Origin of the sequence: Pedobacter nyackensis, from assembly GCF_032678475.1 — a bacterium.
Lineage (GTDB): Bacteria > Bacteroidota > Bacteroidia > Sphingobacteriales > Sphingobacteriaceae > Pedobacter > Pedobacter nyackensis_A.
This window is the reverse complement of record NZ_JAVTSF010000001.1, coordinates 723858-744779: the sequence shown is the minus strand read 5'-3', so window position 1 is coordinate 744779 and position 20922 is coordinate 723858. Positions and strand designations below refer to the sequence as shown.

Genomic DNA, 20922 nt, shown 5'->3' with positions numbered 1-20922 from the left:
GTTGACTTGATTAGCTTTCGCTAACGATGATACAAATGTAGGTCTAAGTGTGAGAATAACCAAAATTAAATTCTGAATATTTTGTAATCAATTGATATTTAGATTTATAAAGTTAAATTATTGAGCGGTTTTAGGTAGGTTTTTATTGTAAAGCTTGCTTGAAATCCGCAATTAGGTCGTCAATATGTTCCAGTCCAACAGATATCCGAATTAAATTTTGTGGGGTCTTGGTATTTGGGCCTTCAATAGAAGCACGATGTTCTATTAAACTTTCAACACCGCCAAGGCTGGTTGCCTGTGCAAAGAGTTTTACCTGGTTTACAATTCTTTTCGCTTCTGTTTTCCCGCCTTTTACCAGTATAGACAACATACCGCCAAAGCCACTCATTTGTTTCTTCGCAATTTCATGCCCGGGGTGGCTAGGAAGACCAGGATAATAGACGGCTTCAACTGCCGGATGTTTTTCCAGGTAGTATGCCAGCGCAATACCATTTTCACAATGTCCACGCATACGGTAAGCCAAAGTTTTAATGCTCCGTATCAATAGAAAACAATCAAAGGGAGAAGGGACCGCACCTCCAACCTGCTGAATGTTTCTAATTTTATTCCAGAAATCATCTTTTTTTGCAGTGATTAAAATTCCGCCCAGTACATCGCTATGTCCGCCGATATATTTTGTAGATGAATGCATAACAATATCTGCGCCCAAAGTAATTGGATTTTGTAAACATGGAGAAGCAAAAGTGCTGTCGCATACTAATATCAGTCCGTTTGATTTGCTGATTTCTGATAAGGCTACGATGTCGGTTATTTTTAACAATGGGTTAGAAGGTGTTTCTGCCCATATCATTACAGTGTTTGCCTTGATACTTTGTTTAACCAGATTGATATCAGTGAGATCAATAAAGTCGAATTGTAAGGTGTCGGCAAAAATGGTTAGCAATTGCCCTTTTAAACCCCAATACATATCGTCAGGAGCAATAATATGACTTCCTGGTTTTAATGCCTGGAAAACGGTCATCCCTGCTGTGTTGCCAGATGATAAGGCGCAGGCATCAACTCCTTTTTCTAATTCGGTGATGATATGCTCCAGTGCCGATCTGTTCGGATTACTCAATCTGCTATACATGTGTCCACCGGAATATCCACCTTCCTCATTTCTTAGAAATGTTGTAGATAAATTTATGGGAGGGGTTACGTCTTGTGTGCTGATTTTATATAAATTTCCAGCATGTATGGCTACGGTTTCTGCTCTCATTATTATGGGGTTAAATGCTAAAAAATGAAGGTACGACAGGTCGCCTTTAAAGGTAAAAAATATTATCTTGAAGTTTTGGCAAGATTTATGTATTTAAAAAGTAAAAATACTAGAATATGAAAAGAATATTGTTAATAGCAGCCATTTTTTGCAGTGCAATAATGGTGTTGCAAAGCTGTTCTCCAAAAGGTGCAGCCACTACTCAACCTATTAAAAGAGGGAATGTAACCGGTAACTGGGTGTTGAATGATATTACTTTTGAGGGGATACCTCAGTCGTCCGTAAAGTCCTTATTTGGCGAGTCATCTTATAAGTGTTTTGTTGGAAGTACCTGGAGATTGACTAACAGTGGCAATGGAAGTTACACCTTGGGAAGCGAGTGCGCTGGTAAAATGCAGTCTATTTACTGGTCAGCTAGTCCAAAAGAGGATACTTTCCAGTTTAAAAAGATTTATGAAGGTGATAAAGCTAAAAATGTAACAGAGGGTTATAGAATGTTGCTTTCTTCTGCTAGTGGTGATACTATGGTAATTAAAACACCAGTTGAGTATGGTAGTGGTACAGCATATATTGTGTTGAACTTTAATAAGGCACAAAAGTAAAAAATAACCGTTCTCTTCGGAGCCTGGCACCTTTTGCTGAAAAAGCAAAAGCGCCTGAGGTCTCCTCTGAGAAGGTAATTTTTTGAGTCACAGGAAACTAAAAGGTCTGTTCTTTCTAGGAGGAACAGGCCTTTTTTGTTTGTGTACAGTTTTTATTGTTTTGTTAATGCACAGTTTTTTGTCAGCTATAGTTTTTATAGGTTTATTGCCTGTAGGTGTAGAGTTTTTGTTAGCTACATTTTTTTATAAGTTTATTTTTAATTGTTAGGGTGGTCTTTGTAAGATGTACTTGTTTTATAAAGCTCTTTTACACAGGACTGACAGGTTAAATCAGTTAAAAAAACGGGTATGTTATGATTTTATACTAGATTTGTGCATTATACATTATAGATGGATACGACTTCAAAACTTGCTTTAATTCTGGAAGATGCTGATCTGTCAGCAGCATTAAAAGCAATAGCCTTAAAAGTTCAAAATCGGGAAAGAATTACATTTGATGAAGGTGTTTACCTTTACGAACATGCTGAACTTGGTTATCTGGGTGTTTTAGCGAACTATATCAGAGAGCAAAAACATGGTGACAATACTTACTTCAATCGCAATTTTCATATAGAACCTACAAACGTTTGTGTTTATGATTGCAAGTTTTGCTCTTATTCACGTTTGATTAAACAACGTGAGGAAGGATGGGAGATGAGCGTAGATGGTATGATGGATGTATTGAAAAAGTATGACAACGAGCCGGTTACAGAGGTGCACATTACAGGTGGTGTGGTGCCTAAACAGAACCTCGAGTTTTACAGTGAATTTTTTAGGAAAGCTAAGGCGCACCGCCCCGATTTGCATATCAAAGCGCTAACTCCGGTTGAGTATTATTACATTTTTAAGAAGGCTAAACTAAGTCATTACGATGGAATGAAATATTTGCAGGAAGCAGGACTTGATTCTATGCCAGGGGGTGGGGCCGAAATATTTCATCCAGAGATCAGGGAGCAGATTGCCCATGATAAATGTAATGCTGAACAATGGCTGGATATACACGAACAGGCGCATAAAATTGGTATGAAAACCAATGCAACGATGTTGTATGGCCATATTGAAAAGTTTTGGCACCGGGTAGATCATATGGAGCGTCTGCGCCAGCAACAAGATAAATCGGGCGGCTTCCAGGCATTTATACCGCTTAAATTTAGGAATCAGAATAATCAGATGGATAATGTACCCGAGGTTTCTGTGATTGAAGACTTAAGGAATTACGCTATTGCGAGAATTTATATGGATAATTTCGATCACATTAAGGCCTATTGGGCAATGATCAGCAGACAAACTGCTCAATTATCTTTAAACTTTGGTGTGGATGATATTGACGGAACTTTGGATGATACCACCAAAATCTATTCGATGGCTGGTGCAGAAGAACAACATCCTGCGATGAATACCCAGGAACTGGTAAACCTGATTAAACAGGTGAACCGTAAACCAATTGAACGGGATACTTTGTATAATGTAGTAACGGATTATACCGATGTTGTTTTTGAAGACGAAGTGAAACCTCAATATTATAAATTGCCGGTAATAAATTAGAATGGATAAGGAAATATATATCATCAGACATGGTGAAACTGACTTAAATAAACAGGGGATAGTACAGGGGCGTGGAATAAACAGTGATCTGAATGATACTGGCCGTGCACAGGCAGCAGCTTTTTATGCTACTTATAAAGACATTGCTTTTGATAAAATATATACCTCTACGTTGAAACGTACGCATCAGACCGTAAAAGGTTTTATTGATGCTGGTGTATCCTGGGAACAACTAAGTGGGCTAGACGAGCTTGCCTGGGGAATCTGGGAAGGAAAACCTAACGATGAACAGGCCATTGCCGCTTTTAAAGGTTTGATGGAGAAATGGGAATCAGGAGATTATGATGCGCGTTTTGAAGGAGGTGAGAGTCCTAACGATGTAGTTATAAGAGAAAAAGAAGCAGTTGAGATTATCAAAAATGCAGCAAATGAAAAAACTATTTTGGTTTGTATGCATGGTCGTGCCATGCGGTTATTCCTATGTCTGCTGACGAATACTCCTATTTCTGAAATGACTTCATTTCCTCACCAAAATACCGTACTCTATAAGCTTGAATTAACGGGGGATGAGTTTGTGATTACCGAATTTAACAATACCGATCATTTAAAATAAGTAACGCTGTTGAATAAGATTAAAATTTCTGCTGTTTCCTATACCAATACCAAGCCTTTTATTTACGGAATTGAACAATCAGCAGTACTGGAACAGATAGAATTGGGTTTAGATATTCCTACAGATTGCGCTGCTAAATTAATTGATGGACAAGTGGATGTAGGATTGATTCCCGTGGCTGCGATCCCGCAGGTTCCCAATGCCCATATCATTGCAGATTATTGCATTGGATCTGTTGGAGCTGTAAACTCGGTATTCATTTTTAGTAAAATGCCAGTAAGCGAAATTAAGTCGGTAAGACTGGACAGTCATTCGCGGACTTCAAATAACCTCGCAAAAGTGCTCTTGAAATTTCATTTCAAAAAAACGGTAAGCTATACCACAGATCCGGCAGCGGAGACGGATGCTATTGTTTTAATTGGTGATCGTACTTTTGGTAAAAAGGAAGAATTTGCCTACGCTTATGATATGGGCGAGGAATGGATGAATTTTACAGGTTTGCCATTCGTATATGCCGCTTGGGTTGCCAATAAGCCAATTCCTCAAGCATTTATTAATGATTTTAATGAAGCGCTTTCTTTTGGTTTGTCTAAGCGAAAAGAACTGCTTGAGGAATTACCCAGACAGTCGAATTTTGACCTGGATGATTACCTGATGCATAAGCTTGATTTTGAGCTGACCGACAAAAAGCGTGAGGCTTTAAACCTGTTTTTGTCTTATATTACAAAATTGTAAAACCTATTCACATTTTTTTAATTTTCAACAAATCGCAAAGCCTACGGCTCAAGTAGTATCTTTACGATTTTGTAAAACATAATCATTTTGGCTAAAGATAATACTAAGGAAACCCCGTTAATGCAGCAATACAATGCGATTAAAGCAAAGTATCCGGGTGCATTATTGCTATTTAGAGTTGGTGATTTTTATGAAACATTTGGCGAGGATGCTGTCAAAACAGCCCAGATTTTGGGTATTGTATTAACCCGAAGAGGTACCGGACCAAATGGTGCATTGGAATTGGCGGGCTTTCCTCACCATTCGTTGGATAATTATCTTTCAAAGCTGGTTAGGGCCGGACAAAGGGTTGCGATATGCGATCAGCTGGAAGATCCGAAAATGACCAAGACCATTGTAAAGCGTGGGGTAACTGAATTGGTTACACCGGGGGTAGCCTACAATGACAATATCCTTAGTCAGAAATCTAACAATTACCTGGCGTCAATCTATTTCGATAAAAACATGCTGGGTGTGTCTTTTGTAGATATTTCTACAGGGGAATTTCATGTGGCTCAGGGAAGTACTGAATATATTGACAAGCTGTTACAGGGTTTTAAACCCAATGAGGTTGTTTTTCAAAAGAGCAAAAGGAAAGAGTTCATGGAGCTTTTTGGTGATAGATTTTATACTTTTCACCTTGACGATTGGGCTTTTACTACCGATTATGCGAATGAAATCTTAACCAAGCATTTTGAGGTTAATTCATTGAAAGGTTTTGGGGTAGACAAACTACAGACCGGTATTGTTGCTGCTGGTGTTGCATTGCATTACCTGAACGAAACAGAACATCGCAACTTAAAACACATTACTTCTATTTCCAGACTGGAGGAAGATAAATATATGTGGCTGGATCGTTTTACAATTCGTAACCTCGAATTGGTAAGTTCGGCCAACGACAACGCGGTGACGCTTTTTGAAGTGCTGGATCAAACTTGTACCCCGATGGGTGCCCGTTTGTTGCACAAGTGGATCATTATGCCACTAAAGGAGTTAAAACCGATTCAGGAACGCTTAGGAATGGTAGATTTCCTGGTGAAGCATGATTCGCTTTTACAAGATTTTTTATCGCACATCAAACAAATTGGTGATCTGGAAAGATTGATCTCTAAAGTTGGCCTTCAGAAGGTTGGCCCAAGAGAGTTGTGCCAGTTAAAAAAGGCCCTTTACCATATTGAGTCTGTTAAAAACCTGGCTGAAGCATCAAAGAATCCATTTTTAATGGCGCTTGCGGAACAATTAAATCCTTGCTTAAGCATCCGGGAGAAACTGGAAAGGGAATTGCAGCAAGATCCGCCTGCATTGCTGATTAAAGGAAACGTGATCGCAGATGGTATTGATGAGGAACTGGACCGTTTGCGCAAAATCTCTTTTGGTGGAAAAGATTACCTGGTGGAGATACAGAAACGCGAAGCTGCAGCAACTGGTATTCCATCATTGAAAGTAGCTTTTAACAACGTTTTTGGTTATTACCTTGAAGTTACACATACCCATAAGGATAAAGTACCTGAGGATTGGATCAGGAAGCAGACACTGGTAAGTGCCGAGCGTTACATCACTCCCGAACTTAAAGAATATGAAGAGCAGATTTTAGGTGCTGAAGAAAAAATTCAGCAGATTGAAGTCAGATTATACGCCGAGCTGATTTATCAGGTAAGCACTTATATTAAACCAATTCAGCTGAATGCATTTTTAGTTGCTCAATTGGATGTATTGCTTTGCTTTGCACAATTGGCTGTTAAAAATCATTATGTGAAGCCGGAGATCAATAAGGGCAAAGCTTTGGATATTAAGGGTGGAAGACACCCTGTTATTGAAAAACGCTTGCCTGTAGGCGAAGAGTATATTACAAATGATGTATTCCTGGATAATGAAAGTCAGCAGATCATTATCATTACCGGTCCCAATATGTCGGGTAAGTCGGCTATTTTACGCCAGACAGGACTTATTGTACTGATGGGGCAGATGGGCTGTTTTGTGCCTGCCAAGGCCGCTACAATTGGCTTGGTTGACAAGATATTTACCAGGGTTGGTGCTTCGGATAACTTATCGTCCGGAGAAAGTACATTCATGGTAGAAATGAATGAAACGGCCAGTATTTTGAACAATATATCTGACAATAGTTTAATTTTATTGGATGAGATAGGTCGTGGAACAAGTACTTACGACGGGATTTCCATTGCCTGGGCAATTGCTGAATTTTTACATACGCACCCAACAGCTAAGCCGAAAACACTTTTTGCTACCCACTACCATGAACTGAATGAGTTGGCCAACACGATGAGCCGAATTAAGAATTTTAATGTGTCGATAAAGGAGGTAGGGAATAAAGTGATCTTCCTGCGTAAACTGATTCCAGGTGGCAGTGAGCATAGTTTTGGTATTCATGTAGCTAAAATGGCGGGTATGCCTCCTAAACTGATCAACAGAGCGAATGAGATTCTAAAAAAGCTGGAAATAGATAGGACAGAGGGACAAAGTATTAAAGACAGTATTAAAAAGGTTCAAAATCAGGCATATCAGCTGCATATGTTTGCAGTAGATGATCCCATTTTGGTAAAAATAAGGGATATGCTTAATAATTTGGATGTGAATGTATTGACACCCGTGGAGGCATTGCTGAAATTGGATGAGATACAACGCTTAATTAAACAGTAATATGAATAGAACAACGATGTTTACCCGGGGCACTTGGTCGATTGTTTTAGTGCTCATGTTGTTTTTATCAGCATGTAGTTCCCGAAGATATACAGCAAAGCCTAATGCATCGGCGGTTAAAGCAGCTGAAGCCATGTCGCATTTAAAAAGCAAACAACTGTATAGATTTATAACAGACTGGACTGGTGTGCAATATCGTTTGGGTGGCCTGGATAAAAGGGGGATTGATTGTTCTGGTTTTGCATTGTTGCTACAAAAGGATATTTATGGTAATTCGTTGCCAAGGAGGTCAAGAGACCAGGCTGATGTAGTAAAAGAAAAGGGGATAGGTAGCCTCAATGAAGGTGATCTGATCTTTTTTTCTTTTGGTGGCGGAGCTGTTGATCACGTAGGCGTATACCTTAACAATAACTTTTTTGTACATGCCTCAACTACTCGTGGTGTAGTTGTAGATGATTTAAGTATCCCAGCTTATCAGAAAGCGATTGTAAAGGCGGGTACATTAAAAAAATAAAAATGACAAAGCCAAAACAAGACATATCTTTCTGGACCAAATATAAAAAGTTTGCTACTACAGAAATCCTGATGTACCTGATTATGGCAATTGGAATTGCCGTAGGTATTTTAATTCTTAGCTGATACGCTTTTAAAGACAGCTTTCATGTTGTCGTTTGAGTTTACCACGCTGATAAAGCCAGCAAAATCTGCATATTTGTCGGCAGGATAAGTACCGTTATTTAAAACAAATTTTCTGTTATAAACCAGTTTTTTATCGTCTTTTCTTACAGTAACATGGTAAGTCCCGAAACTGTTTTTAATCTCTACATCTTTGGGCATAACTTCAATGACCAGATCCTCTGAGAGGACATACACGATCTCATCCAAATCTGTATACCCCCTATTGATGAAAACCGGTAAGGTCCTATTTTTTACCTCTGGAATATTTCTTTTTTTGTTGAAGGTATTTAGTACCAGGTAAATATGATTATTGGTTTTCGGAGCGTATTTCTGAATGCTAAGTTGTAAGTTCTCTTTTGTAACGGGGTTAGATCCTTTATCTTGACTGAACTTAAAAGTGTCGAAATCGATGTTGTCTATATCATAGGTTTTTTTTAGTAATTTCAGCTGTTCTTTTATGGGCTCGTTAATAAGTTGTGCATAGTTATCGTACTGCGAACCATAAAAATTAGTATTTAAAGAGCCTTTAATATTGCCTTCAACATCCAGAACAAGTTCAGCTTTTCGGTCCTGTAGGTTCATTTGAGTGGGTAATGCTGGTGTTTTTAGTATTTTTCCTCCTTCTGCTGTGCAAGCTAAAACGGTACGGTCGTCTGTAAAATTTCCTAAATAACCGAATGGACTGTCCTGACTTGTACACTCGAGCCAGGTAGTGTCACTTTTAAATGGAAGGCAGAGAATGATATGGTTTCCCTGGTTCATACTGGCAAAATCTGGTTCCATATCTTTCTTGAAATCGCCGGCATTTACAACGCAATACCAGGAAGGGATATCTAGAACTTTCAATAAACTTTGCGTGTAATTAACCAAGGCTTTACAATCCCCGTAAGAAAGCTGGTGAACTTCACTTGCCTGCATGGGTTGATTTCCTCCAATTCCTATTTGTACACTAATGTATCGGGTCTTTTTCTGCACATATTCGTATACTTTACGTGCTTTATCTTTGTCATTGTTTATCCCCACTACTAAATTTTTGATCTCTTCAACAGCCACAGGGCTTAGTGCCTGCCGATCTTTTATCAAATCATTATAGATCCATTTACCCAGTTCTTCCCAGTTTTGATAGTTTCCTTTATGACCGTAGTAATTAAATTCCTGGGGTGCAATTTTGACATGAGTAAGGTAGTTGCTCATACTGGGTGCAAACGGCTCAGCTTTAAAAGCCGGAAGGTTTTTTACCTCCCAGGTCTGACTTTTAAACTTTTCATTGCTTACAAGAGTAGGTTCTCCTTTATAATTAACTGCCTTTATCCTTATTTTATCTGTGGGTTTAGAGGTAAATGTATAGCTGTTTTGTTCAACAGCAACATCGGGTGTACTGCTGGCATACCAGCTAGGGATCATCAGATTTTGTTTTGATCTGATTTCGTATTCGCAGGATATTGTATAGGGGTAAGACAATACAGTTGGTGCAAAACGCTTTACCCGGTCATCCTCAAAGAGGGAGATGCTGCTCACCGCACTATGATCAGAGAAGTTGTTCAATGCAAATTTACCAACTGTCATACCGTAAGCATCGTAAATGATACCTTTCGCATATTTAATCGCTGTGTTTTTATTGTAGGGTAAGGTAGTTTCAGCTTCATCATCGCCATTCTTATTGAGAACAGTAACAACCTTTTTAACTGTAATGACTACATTGTCATCACTACGCATATCTACAATGGTTTCCATTTTCCTGATAACTGCATTGGCACGGGTTTTTAATGCAGGGCTGATCTGGCTGGCAGGATATTCAATCTGTGAATAGCAGTTGCAAGCGCAAAAAATAAGTGCTGCTAAGCCAATTTGTTTTAAGATCATTTTGCTTGCTTTTTAAGTACAATGTCCGTTTTTTGCAGTTGTATGATTCTACTGTAGAGTTCTTTAAGGGAAAGGTATTCTTCGGGATGGTAAATTGGTTTATTGAATTGCATGAGCTGATTAAATAATAAAATCCTGTCGTCTGTTAATGATGTCATACAGAAGTATTTTCCGCCACCATTTGCCAAAGCCAGATTGAGGTCTTTAGGTTTGTCTGCAAACACATAATTATCTGGTAGCTTGATAGACATCGTAATCCGTGTTTCGCTTTCAGTCCCCAGATCTACTGGGTAGGTACGTTCATTTAAGTTAAAAGGATTCTTCGTAATTTTCTCAACAATAAAAGGATTGAAAAATAATGGCTCACTGTTTATATCCTGGAAAATAGGCATTTCTATTTCGTAATTTTCCACAAGTGGGTTTTCAAGACTATCGAGATATAAAATTTCATGCTTAAGAATACTTATCTTAGGCATGCTTTCGTCTAGTTTTTCTACAAACTCGTCTATGGAGTTTGCTGCTAATATTTTATTACGTTTGTTGAATGCCGCATAACCCAGGGAATAGGTGGTTAACGTCCCTTTTAGTTTGCCATCCTTCCCTAATTCTGCATTTAAATTATACCGTGTGGTTTCTTTTTTACTGGCTTTGAGATCGTACCAATACGACGGTTTTTTCTGCGGAATTGCTCGTCCCTGGCCATTAATACAGTAGAGGGGGAGTAATCCGAAAGGCATTAAAGGCTCGGAAGCGTCCAGTAAATAGCTAGTACCATCGATGTTCACTTTTGCTACTACATAATTGAAATCACTAATGACAGGGAAAAGTTTACTTACATAACCATTTGAGCGGGTTGAAAGTATCAGGGCTTCCGCATCTAAATCGGCTGCGGTTAATGCAGCTACCAATGCAAGATTAATATCTGCGGTATTCCCAGAGTGGATTTCCAATGCCTTTTTAATGGTGTTCTCACTGTAAATACCGATAAAACCATTGTTCTTAATGTTGCTTTTTATGTAGTAATAAATAGCCTGTGCTTTACTTAAAGCATTTGTGGTGCCTTTAAGCACGTTTGGAAGTACATCTTCAAAAAGATCTTTCTTTTTAAGCTGACCACCAAAGGATTTGTCGTCCATGAGTTCGCGGTCAACGTCTTTCCATTCTTTAGTGAAACTTTTCTTAGTACCCGTAGGCATGATATAGTCAGACAGTTCAAACTTTATAGCCGATCTGAAATTACTTGGCGCAGTCATGTAATCCTCTTCTATCAATGCAGGGATATCCTTCATGATATAGGTCATTTTCGAGCAATCAATGTCTCTACCCTGAATTCTCATACATCCGGTGCTGAGTTCTGCATTTTGAGAAGTTAGCTTTTGTTCACCCACCAGGGTCACGTTGTAGTTGTATAGCCCTGGAATATAGGCTATGTATTCGCTATGCATTTTGGGAATGTCAGATTGGAATTCCCAGCCTTTAAAATTGAAGATACGTGGAGAGTGAATGCGGTAAGTATATTCAATAATACTCCCCTCAGCCAGGTTAGGCATCGTAAATTTTGTAAGTGTAGTGTATTTGTTTCTTTTTTCTTTGAATATTTTCTTTTTATCCAATTGGTCGTACGAAATATTTCCGTTTGTATAGTTGATCGTCGTTGCGTTTAGCGTCTCTATTGTTTCTTCTCTATCTCCATTGGTATATAGCGGAATCACAATATTGGCATGATCAAAGCCATTTTTGTTCAATATTTTAATCCTTACATGATATTGGAAATCGATGTATAAATAGCCATGTACATCGTTAATGCGTATAGAAGCTGTACCAAATTCACGCAAAACAACTGCATTCGCACTGCTGTCAAGGGGTGTTTGAGTTAAATTTAATTCTGGTTGAGTAACTTTTAGATATTCGAAATCCTGGCCGAATGACAGTACGGAGTAAAAGAGGCTGATCAGTAGCAGCGTGTATTTCATATTTGAGCGTTTAGCTGTAGTAACTATACTGCAAGATAAAGGTAGAATTTTAAATAAAAAAATAGTTTGTAAACTATTCATATATAAATTAATGTCTTATCAAATAAGTTAGGGATTAATGAATGATTTTTACGACTTTTGAAGCGCTACCAATAAAGGTTTAAAATGAAATTAAATTTAAAACGTCCTCTCGCTTTTTTTGATCTGGAGACAACCGGTGTAAATGTCGGTGCTGATCGTATTGTTGAAATTGCTATATTAAAAGCAATGCCGGATGGATCTGAGGTGATCAAATCGTTGCGCATCAACCCTGAAATGCCAATTCCTTTGCATTCTTCTCTAATACATGGAATATACGATGAAGATATTGCTGATGCTCCTACGTTTAAAGCTGTAGCTGCTGAATTAGCTGATTTTATTGGTGATGCAGATCTTGCCGGTTATAACTCTAACAGGTTTGATATTCCCGTATTGCTGGAAGAATTTTTGAGAGCTGGAATTGATTTTGACATGTCGGACAGGAAATTTGTTGATGTTCAGAATATATTTCATCAGATGGAGCAACGTACTTTACGTGCTGCTTATAAATTTTACTGTGGTAAAGATATTGTAAATGCACATTCTGCAGAAGCAGATATAACAGCAACTTATCATGTGTTGCTGGCGCAAATTGAGCGTTATAAAGATGTTGACTTTGAAGACAAGCAAGGAAAGATTTCTAAACCGGTAATCAATGACGTGGAGGCACTTCATACATTTACCAACATGAATAAACCGGTAGACTTTGCCGGGCGAATGGTTTTTAATGAAAATGAAGAGGAAACATTCAATTTTGGTAAACACAAAGGTAAAACTGTAGAACACGTATTTGATACGGAACCTAGTTACTATGCATGGATGAAACAAGGCGATTTCCCTTTGTATACCAAGAAAAAGCTGGATGAAATCTGGACAAGATGGAGCAAAAAGAAAGAATTGCTTAAGCAAGAAAGACAGCAGGTTGCAGAGACGAATAGACCTAAGCAACCTCAGGCTAAGCCCCAGCAAGCCCCGGCAAGGCCACAAGCTGCAATAAAGAAAGATAAACCAGCTGTAGAAGTTACTAACGATATGTTAGAACAACTTAAAATGAAGTTTGGTAAATAATATTACGATGATTTAAGCCCCTTTACCGGGGCTTTTTTAGAAAGTCTATATTTCTGGTTAAACCTTTAAATTTAGTGCGTTTAACCGCCGAATTTTTAAAGATGGTTTTGAAAACATCTTCTGTAATGTCAAGCCAGTCTTCTCTTTTCATATCCAGCAATTGTGTACTGGCTGTAAATTTAGGTTCTGAATGGGGAGTGGAAAAGCGGTTCCAGGGACAGACGTCCTGACAAACATCGCAGCCAAACATCCAATTGTCCATTTTATTTTTAAACCCCATATCAATTTCCTCCCTTAGTTCTATGGTTAAGTAGGAGATACATTTTTTTGCATCAATAATAAAAGGCGATAAAATGGCATCAGTAGGGCAGGCGTCGATACACTTTGTGCAGGTACCACAATGGTCTGTTTCAAAAGGATTATCATATTCGAGCTGCAGATCTATGATCAGTTCGGCCAAAAAGAAAAAAGAACCACTCTTTTTATTAATGAGGTTACTGTTTTTTCCAATCCAGCCAATTCCCGCACGCTTTGCCCAGGCACGGTCTAACACTGGTGCCGAATCTACGAATGCACGCCCCGCAACTTCTCCAATTTCTTCTTTAATAAAGTTTAACAGCTGGAAGAGTTTGTCTTTTATGACTTCATGGTAGTCGGCTCCATACGCATATTTAGAAATTTTAGGGGCATCAGGATCGGATTGCCGTTGTTCAGGAAAGTAATTGAGGGTTAGTGAAATGACAGATTTTGAATCCTCTACCAATAACCTTGGATCTAGTCGTTTATCAAAGTGGTTTTCCATGTAGGCCATTTGTCCATGGTGGTTATTTTGTAACCATTTTTCCAGTTTTGGAGCTTCTTCTTCCAGGAAATCAGCTTTGGCAATACCACATTGCATAAAGCCTAGCCTTAAGGCTTCTGCTTTAATCACTTTACTGTATTTGGCGGCATTGTTTAACATCGTTTTGCAAAGATAAGGCTTTGCGATGGAAACTTTTTAAAGGACCACTTGTTGTTAGTTTAACTACTAATACTTAAAGTTATGGAAAATACGGAATCAAGACATACGGAAGATCCAAACAAAGGACATAAGCCAATAGAACATAACTATGCTAAACACCAGGACGATCCCGGGCCTTCTCCCCAGGCAATTAAGGAGAAGGATATTAATGGCGCGTCAGTAGTATTAAGGTGGCTCATACCTTTATTGGTTATTGCATTGGTGATATATTGGTTAGTTTATAAGTAAGGCTGTTATTTTAACAACCTTACTTCGTACAGATCTTTTCTTCTGTCCTTTAATATCCTTACTGTACCGAAGTGATGAATTTCGTCCAGAAGATGTAAGTCTACATCCACAACCAGCATCATTTCAGTATTTGGCGTAGTTTCGGCTTTCACCGCATTTGTCGGAAAAGCAAAGTCTGAGGGGGTAAATACTGCCGATTGTGCAAACTGTATATCCATGTTATTGACTTTAGGTAAATTACCTACACAACCGGCAATAGCTACATAACATTCATTCTCAATAGCCCTGGCCTGTGCACAATGCCTCACCCTGGTATAACCGTTTTGGGTATCCGTTAAAAAAGGTACAAACAGGATTTGCATACCCTGATCGGCATAAATTCTACTCAATTCCGGGAACTCGACATCGTAACAGATAAGTATTCCTACCTTTCCGCAATCGGTATCAAATACCTGTATCTTATCTCCACCAACCATTCCATAATATTTCTGCTCGTTGGGTGTAATGTGAATTTTTCTATACTCATCGGTTTTGCCACTACGGTGACACAAATAAGTTGCGTTATAAAGCTTATTATTTTCAAGAATGGGCATGCTGCCGGATATGATATTTACATTATAGGACAATGCATATTGTTGGATCCGCTCAACAATTTCTGCCGTTTGTTCAGCCAGTTTACGCATAGCTTCCATTTCAGGCAGATGATTGTAAGGGTGTAACAAAGGGGTGTTAAAGAATTCAGGGAAGACTATGAAATCTGATTTATAGCCGCTAACGGCATCAACGAAAAACTCCACTTGTTCATAAAAGGCTTCTATATCCGGGAATAGGCGCATTTGCCATTGTACCAGGCCAATTCTTATGGTTTTGGCAGAGCGGGCAGAGGCATCAATACCCTGATAATAGATATTATTCCATTCTATCAGGGTAGCAAATTCTTTTGATTCATGATCGCCGGGCAAATAATTCTTTAATACTTTTCTAACGTGGAAATCATTAGAAAGCTGAAAGGTTAAAGTCGGATCAAAAATCTCTTTGGCTTTTACCTTATCTATGTATTGTCGTGGACTTAGTTTATCTGCATACTGATGATAACCCGGAATGCGCCCTCCGGCGATTATACTCTTTAAGTTCAGGCTTTCACAAAGTTCTTTTCTGGCTTCATATAGCCTTCTGCCCAGGCGTAAACCGCGATAGTCTGGGTGTACAAATATTTCTATTCCATATAGGACATCACCTTCCGGATCGTGTGTGGAAAAGGAATAATCTCCGGTAATATTCTTGTAAGTGTGTTTATCGCCGTATTCATCATAATCAACAATGAGCGATAACGAGCAGGCCACTACTTTATCATCCACGGCAATGCAAAGCTGACCTTCAGGGAATAACTTGAGCAAACGTTCGATGCTGTTTTTACTCCATACTTGTCCAAGGGTTTCGTATGCTTGTTGCATGGATTCCCTTAAATCGTTATAATCTGATAAAGTCAGTTTTCTTGTTTCTACGTTCATATAAGCTTGTATTTAACTTATATGAGAACAGAAATTGAACTTAAATGTTTTTTTTAAAACAATCTTCCGGTTTGTCCGGGAAAATTTCTTTGTAAATGTTTGTATGCTGCTTCTGTCGCTTCCCTTCCTCTTGAAGTGCGCATCAGGAAACCTTCCTGGATAAGGAAAGGTTCATAAACTTCTTCAATGGTACCTTCATCTTCTCCTACAGCAGTAGCAATGGTTTTTAAGCCCACTGGTCCACCTTTAAATTTATCGATAATTGTAGTCAGAATTTTATTGTCCATTTCGTCCAGACCATGCTCATCCACATTTAATGCCTTTAGTGCATAACGGGCAATGTCTGTATCAATTTCACCGGTACCTTTAATCTGCGCAAAATCTCTTGTACGTCTCAGTAGCGCATTGGCGATACGAGGGGTACCGCGACTCCTGCGTGCGATTTCATAGGCACCTTCGTCGGTAATTGGAGTTTTTAATATTTCTGAAGACCTCAATACAATTGTGGTCAATAGTTTAGCATCGTAATAGGCCAGTCGGGAGTTGATACCAAACCTGGCTCTTAACGGTGCAGTTAGCAAGCCCGATCTTGTAGTAGCGCCGACTAAAGTGAAAGGGTTTAAACTGATCTGTACAGAGCGGGCATTTGGCCCGCTCTCCAGCATGATATCTATTTTAAAGTCTTCCATTGCCGAATACAAGTATTCTTCAACTAAGGGGCTTAAACGGTGTATTTCGTCAATAAAAAGAATGTCGCCTTCATCCAGACCTGTTAAAAGGCCGGCAAGATCTCCTGGTTTATCCAATACTGGTCCGGAGGTAACCTTAATACCCACACCCATTTCATTGGCAATGATTAGGGAAAGTGTCGTTTTACCTAATCCCGGAGGGCCGTGTAACAAAACGTGATCTAGAGGTTCGCCGCGTAATTTTGCTGCTTTCACAAAGATCTTAAGGTTTTCCATTACCTTTTCCTGTCCGGTAAAATCATCAAATGCCTGTGGGCGCAATACTTTTTCAATATCACGTTCAATAGGGGACAGGCTTTCGGATGAGGGATCAAGATTCTCGTTCATTGTTCAAAAATACGCTTAAAAAATTAGAATTATAGAATGGCTAGCTAAATTTGGCTGCTACAACAGCCTCTTTAACACCATTGGCATAGTTGTAAAATCCTTCACCCGATTTAATACCTTTATTACCAGCAGTAACCATGTTTACCAATAGTGGACAAGGAGCATATTTCGGATTTCCGAAGCCATCTTGTAATACACGTAATATAGCCAGACAAACATCCAGACCAATAAAATCTGCCAGTTGTAAAGGCCCCATTGGATGAGCCATGCCTAATTTCATTACGGTATCAATTTCTTCAACACCTGCTACATTTTCGTAAAGTGTATATATGGCCTCATTAATCATAGGCATTAATATCCTGTTGGCAACAAAACCTGGATAGTCATTTACTTCAACAGGCACTTTAGCTAGCTTTTTCGAAAGTTCCATTACCAGGTTTGTCGTTTCATCGCTGGTTGCATAACCACGAATAACCTCTACCAGCTTCATAACTGGTACCGGATTCATAAAGTGCATGCCAATTACTTTGTCGCCACGACCAGTAACTGATGCTATTTTAGTGATGGATATAGAAGAGGTATTGCTGGCCAGAATAGCACCCGGCTGGGCAAAAGTATCCAGGTCCTTAAATATTTTTAGCTTAAGATCAAGATTCTCCGTTGCAGCTTCAACAACAAGTTCGCTGTTGGTTACACCAGATTGCATATCAGTATACGTAGTGATATTGTTTAACGTCGCAGCCTTTTCTACGTCAGTAAGCGTGCCTTTTGCAACCTGTCGGTCCAGATTTTTACTGATTGTGTTTATAGCTTTTGTTAAAGCCTCATTGTTAATGTCTATAAGGTTTACCTGGTAGCCGAATTGTGCAAAAGTATGCGCTATTCCATTACCCATCGTGCCGGAACCGATTACTGCAATGTTCTTCATTTAGTTTTTTTATGATGTTAGTTAAACGTTTTAAGGCGCTAATCTATTTATAATCCATGAACCATCCACTAAATCGTAAACAATTCTGTCGTGCAGTCTGCTTTGACGGCCTTGCCAGAATTCAATATGCATCGGTTCTATCAGGTACCCTCCCCAATGTATAGGATGAGGAATTTCCTTGCCTTCGTACACTTTTTCCAGGTTAGAAACCTTTTCTTCCAGTGATTCACGGCTATCTAGTACACTGCTTTGTGGAGAAGCCATGGCTCCAATCTGGCTACCCGTTGGACGTGAGTGAAAATAATCAGCAGAGGTTTGCACATCAACTTTACTAACTACACCTTCGATACGTACCTGACGTTCCAGTTCAGCCCAAAAAAACACGAGGGCTGCCTGTGGGTTTTCTACTAGGTCCTGACCCTTTTTACTTTCGTAGTTGGTGTAAAAAACAAAACCATTCTCATCAAATTCCTTGAGTAACACAATACGTGCGGAGGGTTTTCCGAAACGATCGGCGGTAGCCAGTGTCATCACATTTGGTTCAAACAACTGTGCATCCACTGCAGCAGAAAACCATTTCCCAAATTGCAGGATAGGATCGCTTTCCACATCTTTTTCAGAGAGCTGTGCGCTGCGGTATTCCTGTCTTAAATCATGTAATTTCTTTTTGTTAAGCTCCATGTACAAAAATAGGTTTTAGTTTATTCAAATTTATCCCTAAATTTCCAAAATGATAAGCCGGTTACAACCTGCATTAGGCAGACTCTTAATCTCCGAACCATTTCTGATGGATCCTAACTTTAAGCGTTCAGTAATTCTGATTACAGAACAGCAGGAGGAAGGAACGGTAGGCTTTATTCTTAATCATTCCAGTACTTTGATACTTAAAGATATAATTCCAGAATTGACCAAGGCAAACTTTCCTGTTTATCTTGGAGGACCAGTGGAAACAGATACTATACATTTTATACACAGATGTCCGGAACTGATAACCGATGGGCAAGAAATTGTTAAAGGGATATATTGGGGCGGGAATTTTGAAACTTTAAAAGTTTTGATTGAGAAAGAGCATATTAAAGGTAGCGATATCAAGTTTTTTATTGGTTATTCAGGATGGGGAGACGGGCAACTTAAAATGGAGATGACAGGTAATACCTGGATCGTATCTGATGCGTTTCATCCTGATGTGGTATTCTCGGATAACGAAGAAAACCTTTGGCGAGAAGTAATTATTAACCTTGGGCCAAAATATGCTCACATAAGCAATTTTCCCCAGGACCCTAACTTGAATTAGGTTACGGGTAGCCGGTTACCTGTAACTCATAACAGACAACCCATAACCTAACGGATAATCCTACATATCTGCTGCGCTCTCTTCAACCTTTTTTCTAAGCTCGTCTTTATAAGCTTGCATTTTAGTTGCCAATGATTCATCGGCTGTAGAAAGTATCTGTACAGCCAGTAAACCAGCATTTTTTGCAGCATTTAAAGCAACAGTTGCTACTGGTATACCATTTGGCATTTGTAATATGGATAGAATGGAATCCCATCCATCAATAGAGTTTGAAGATTTTACTGGTACGCCAATTACGGGCAGTACAGTGATCGAAGCTACCATACCTGGTAAGTGAGCTGCACCGCCTGCTCCGGCAATGATTACTTTTAGGCCTCTTTCAGCAGCATTTTTGGCATAATCGTACATTCTTTCAGGTGTACGGTGTGCCGATACTACTGTCATTTCAAATTCAACCCCAAACTCTTTAAAAATATCAGCAGCATCTTGCATAATATGAAGATCTGATTTGCTGCCCATGATAATACCTGCTTTTACGCTCATTTATGAAATAACTTTTAGTGTGTTTTTAATGTAATTGGCTTTTTGTATTGCACCTTCCCGATTTTGATCAACTACGGTAATGTGTCCCATTTTACGAAAAGGTTTGGTATATTTTTTACCGTAAAGGTGGATGTATACGCCATCTATTGCCATAATTTTTTCCAGTCCATGATATTTGGCAACGCCATTGTGGTTTTTTTCGCCAAGGAGGTTAATCATAACCGCGTTACTGATGCAGCGTGTATCGCCTAACGGTAAATTGAAAATAGCACGTAAGTGCTGCGCAAATTGAGAAACGTAGTTGCCTTCGATAGTTTGGTGACCACTATTGTGTGGACGGGGAGCCAGTTCATTTACCAGCAGATCGCCATTTTTTGTAACAAACATTTCTACAGCCAGTAGTCCGGTAATGTTAAGTGAAGCTGCAATGTTCTTAGCAATTACTTCGGCCTTGTTTTGTAGGGTTTCCGGGTAGGTTGAAGGGCCGATTAAGAATTCTACCAGATTAGCTTCTGCATTGAATTCCATTTCTACCATCGGGAAAGTTTTCATGTCTCCTTTAGAATTCCTTGCAACAATTACGGCAACTTCTTTTTCAAAATCCACCAGTTCTTCAATTAAACAAGGAGCGTCAAACGCATTGTCAATATCTTCGATATTATTTATTTTCATTACACCTTTGCCATCATAGCCATCTTTCCGTTGTTTAAGAATGTACGGAAATGCAAAGTTACTACGGCGCATATCGTCCTTATTATTTACGAGTTGAAAAGGTGCGGTAGGAATATCGTTTTCTTTGAAAAACTGTTTTTGTACTCCTTTATCCTGTATTAACCGGATTACCCTTGATTGTGGGAAGACTTGTTTACCTTCTTTTTCAAGTTGTTCAAGCGCTTCAATATTAACCTTTTCTATTTCGATGGTAATGATGTCGGCTTTTTTTCCGAAATTATAAACGGTATCAAAGTCGGTAATCGAACCACATTCAAAGTAGTTTGCAATATGTTTACAGGGAGCATCGGTATCCGGATCTAAAACCAGGGTGGTAAGGTTATAATTGATGGCTTCCTGAATGAGCATTCTGCCCAATTGTCCGCCGCCTAATATTCCCAATTTTAAATCACTTATTTGTTTTGCCATATCTATATGAAAAAGTTATGCTTATTTTGCAC

Annotated in this window: 20 protein-coding genes; 10 read left to right on the top strand and 10 right to left on the bottom strand. The window is 39.0% G+C overall.

Annotation, left to right across the window (positions count from 1 at the left end; all coding sequences use genetic code 11):
• Positions 1–142: 142 nt before the first annotated feature.
• Positions 143–1258, bottom strand: a complete 1116-nt coding sequence (locus tag R2Q84_RS02990; protein WP_316815040.1) for a trans-sulfuration enzyme family protein — start codon at positions 1256–1258, stop codon at positions 143–145.
• Positions 1259–1374: 116 nt separating this feature from the next.
• Between R2Q84_RS02990 and R2Q84_RS02985 the strand changes: the two genes are divergently transcribed.
• From R2Q84_RS02985 to R2Q84_RS02955, 7 genes are all read left to right on the top strand, one after another.
• Positions 1375–1860 (top strand): lipocalin family protein, encoded by a 486-nt coding sequence (locus R2Q84_RS02985; RefSeq protein WP_316815039.1) that lies wholly within the window; start codon positions 1375–1377, stop codon positions 1858–1860.
• Positions 1861–2250: 390 nt separating this feature from the next.
• Complete coding sequence (gene mqnE, locus R2Q84_RS02980; protein WP_316815038.1) at positions 2251–3444, top strand: aminofutalosine synthase MqnE; 1194 nt, start codon at positions 2251–2253, stop codon at positions 3442–3444.
• A gap of 1 nt (position 3445) precedes the next feature.
• Complete coding sequence (locus R2Q84_RS02975; RefSeq protein WP_316815037.1) at positions 3446–4057, top strand: histidine phosphatase family protein; 612 nt, start codon at positions 3446–3448, stop codon at positions 4055–4057.
• Positions 4058–4066: 9 nt separating this feature from the next.
• Complete coding sequence (locus tag R2Q84_RS02970; protein WP_316815036.1) at positions 4067–4792, top strand: menaquinone biosynthesis protein; 726 nt, start codon at positions 4067–4069, stop codon at positions 4790–4792.
• 87 nt (positions 4793–4879) lie between these two features.
• On the top strand, positions 4880–7489 hold the full coding sequence (gene mutS, locus R2Q84_RS02965; protein ID WP_316815035.1) for a DNA mismatch repair protein MutS: 2610 nt from the start codon (positions 4880–4882) through the stop codon (positions 7487–7489).
• Position 7490: 1 nt separating this feature from the next.
• On the top strand, positions 7491–8003 hold the full coding sequence (locus R2Q84_RS02960) for a C40 family peptidase (protein WP_316815034.1): 513 nt from the start codon (positions 7491–7493) through the stop codon (positions 8001–8003).
• Between the two features lie 2 nt (positions 8004–8005).
• The gene (locus R2Q84_RS02955; RefSeq protein WP_316815033.1) at positions 8006–8128 is read left to right on the top strand and encodes a hypothetical protein; all 123 of its coding nucleotides are present in this window, start codon (positions 8006–8008) and stop codon (positions 8126–8128) included.
• On the opposite strand, the gene R2Q84_RS02950 is transcribed toward R2Q84_RS02955, so the two are convergent.
• Positions 8114–10030, bottom strand: coding sequence for a DUF3857 domain-containing protein (locus R2Q84_RS02950; protein WP_316815032.1), 1917 nt, complete (start codon positions 10028–10030; stop codon positions 8114–8116). The two genes, R2Q84_RS02955 and R2Q84_RS02950, sit on opposite strands and share 15 nt — an antisense overlap.
• Positions 10027–12003 carry a DUF3857 domain-containing protein gene (locus R2Q84_RS02945; protein ID WP_316815031.1) on the bottom strand — a complete coding sequence of 659 codons (1977 nt, stop codon included), beginning with the start codon at positions 12001–12003 and terminating at the stop codon, positions 10027–10029. The genes R2Q84_RS02950 and R2Q84_RS02945 overlap by 4 nt, the downstream gene beginning before the upstream one ends.
• 165 nt (positions 12004–12168) lie before the next feature.
• On the opposite strand from R2Q84_RS02945, the gene R2Q84_RS02940 reads away from it, so the two are divergent.
• On the top strand, positions 12169–13149 hold the full coding sequence (locus R2Q84_RS02940; RefSeq protein ID WP_316815030.1) for an exonuclease domain-containing protein: 981 nt from the start codon (positions 12169–12171) through the stop codon (positions 13147–13149).
• 22 nt (positions 13150–13171) lie between these two features.
• Here R2Q84_RS02940 and queG read toward each other — a convergent pair whose 3' ends face one another.
• Positions 13172–14110: a tRNA epoxyqueuosine(34) reductase QueG gene (gene queG / locus R2Q84_RS02935; RefSeq protein WP_316815029.1), complete on the bottom strand. Its 939-nt coding sequence runs from the start codon at positions 14108–14110 to the stop codon at positions 13172–13174.
• Between the two features lie 81 nt (positions 14111–14191).
• Between queG and R2Q84_RS02930 the strand changes: the two genes are divergently transcribed.
• Entirely contained in the window at positions 14192–14398 is a 207-nt protein-coding gene (locus R2Q84_RS02930) for a hypothetical protein (RefSeq protein WP_316815028.1), read from the top strand.
• Between the two features lie 5 nt (positions 14399–14403).
• On the opposite strand, the gene R2Q84_RS02925 is transcribed toward R2Q84_RS02930, so the two are convergent.
• Genes R2Q84_RS02925 through pdxH form a run of 4 tightly spaced genes read right to left on the bottom strand, consistent with a single transcriptional unit; the run spans position 14404 to position 18594 of the window.
• A complete protein-coding gene (locus tag R2Q84_RS02925; RefSeq protein WP_316815027.1) occupies positions 14404–15909 on the bottom strand; it encodes a bifunctional GNAT family N-acetyltransferase/carbon-nitrogen hydrolase family protein in 1506 nt (501 codons plus the stop codon).
• 53 nt (positions 15910–15962) lie between these two features.
• A complete protein-coding gene (ruvB, locus tag R2Q84_RS02920) occupies positions 15963–16985 on the bottom strand; it encodes a Holliday junction branch migration DNA helicase RuvB (RefSeq protein WP_316815026.1) in 1023 nt (340 codons plus the stop codon).
• 40 nt (positions 16986–17025) lie between these two features.
• Entirely contained in the window at positions 17026–17913 is an 888-nt protein-coding gene (locus R2Q84_RS02915) for a 3-hydroxybutyryl-CoA dehydrogenase (protein ID WP_316815025.1), read from the bottom strand.
• Positions 17914–17943: 30 nt separating this feature from the next.
• Entirely contained in the window at positions 17944–18594 is a 651-nt protein-coding gene (gene pdxH, locus R2Q84_RS02910) for a pyridoxamine 5'-phosphate oxidase (protein WP_316815024.1), read from the bottom strand.
• Positions 18595–18643: 49 nt separating this feature from the next.
• Here pdxH and R2Q84_RS02905 point away from each other — a divergent pair, with 49 nt between their 5' ends.
• Positions 18644–19207, top strand: coding sequence for a YqgE/AlgH family protein (locus tag R2Q84_RS02905; protein ID WP_316815023.1), 564 nt, complete (start codon positions 18644–18646; stop codon positions 19205–19207).
• 60 nt (positions 19208–19267) lie between these two features.
• Here R2Q84_RS02905 and purE read toward each other — a convergent pair whose 3' ends face one another.
• Both purE and R2Q84_RS02895 read right to left on the bottom strand, forming a co-directional pair.
• Positions 19268–19750: a 5-(carboxyamino)imidazole ribonucleotide mutase gene (purE, locus tag R2Q84_RS02900; RefSeq protein WP_316815022.1), complete on the bottom strand. Its 483-nt coding sequence runs from the start codon at positions 19748–19750 to the stop codon at positions 19268–19270.
• The gene (locus R2Q84_RS02895; protein WP_316815021.1) at positions 19751–20890 is read right to left on the bottom strand and encodes a 5-(carboxyamino)imidazole ribonucleotide synthase; all 1140 of its coding nucleotides are present in this window, start codon (positions 20888–20890) and stop codon (positions 19751–19753) included.
• Positions 20891–20922 lie beyond the last annotated feature (32 nt).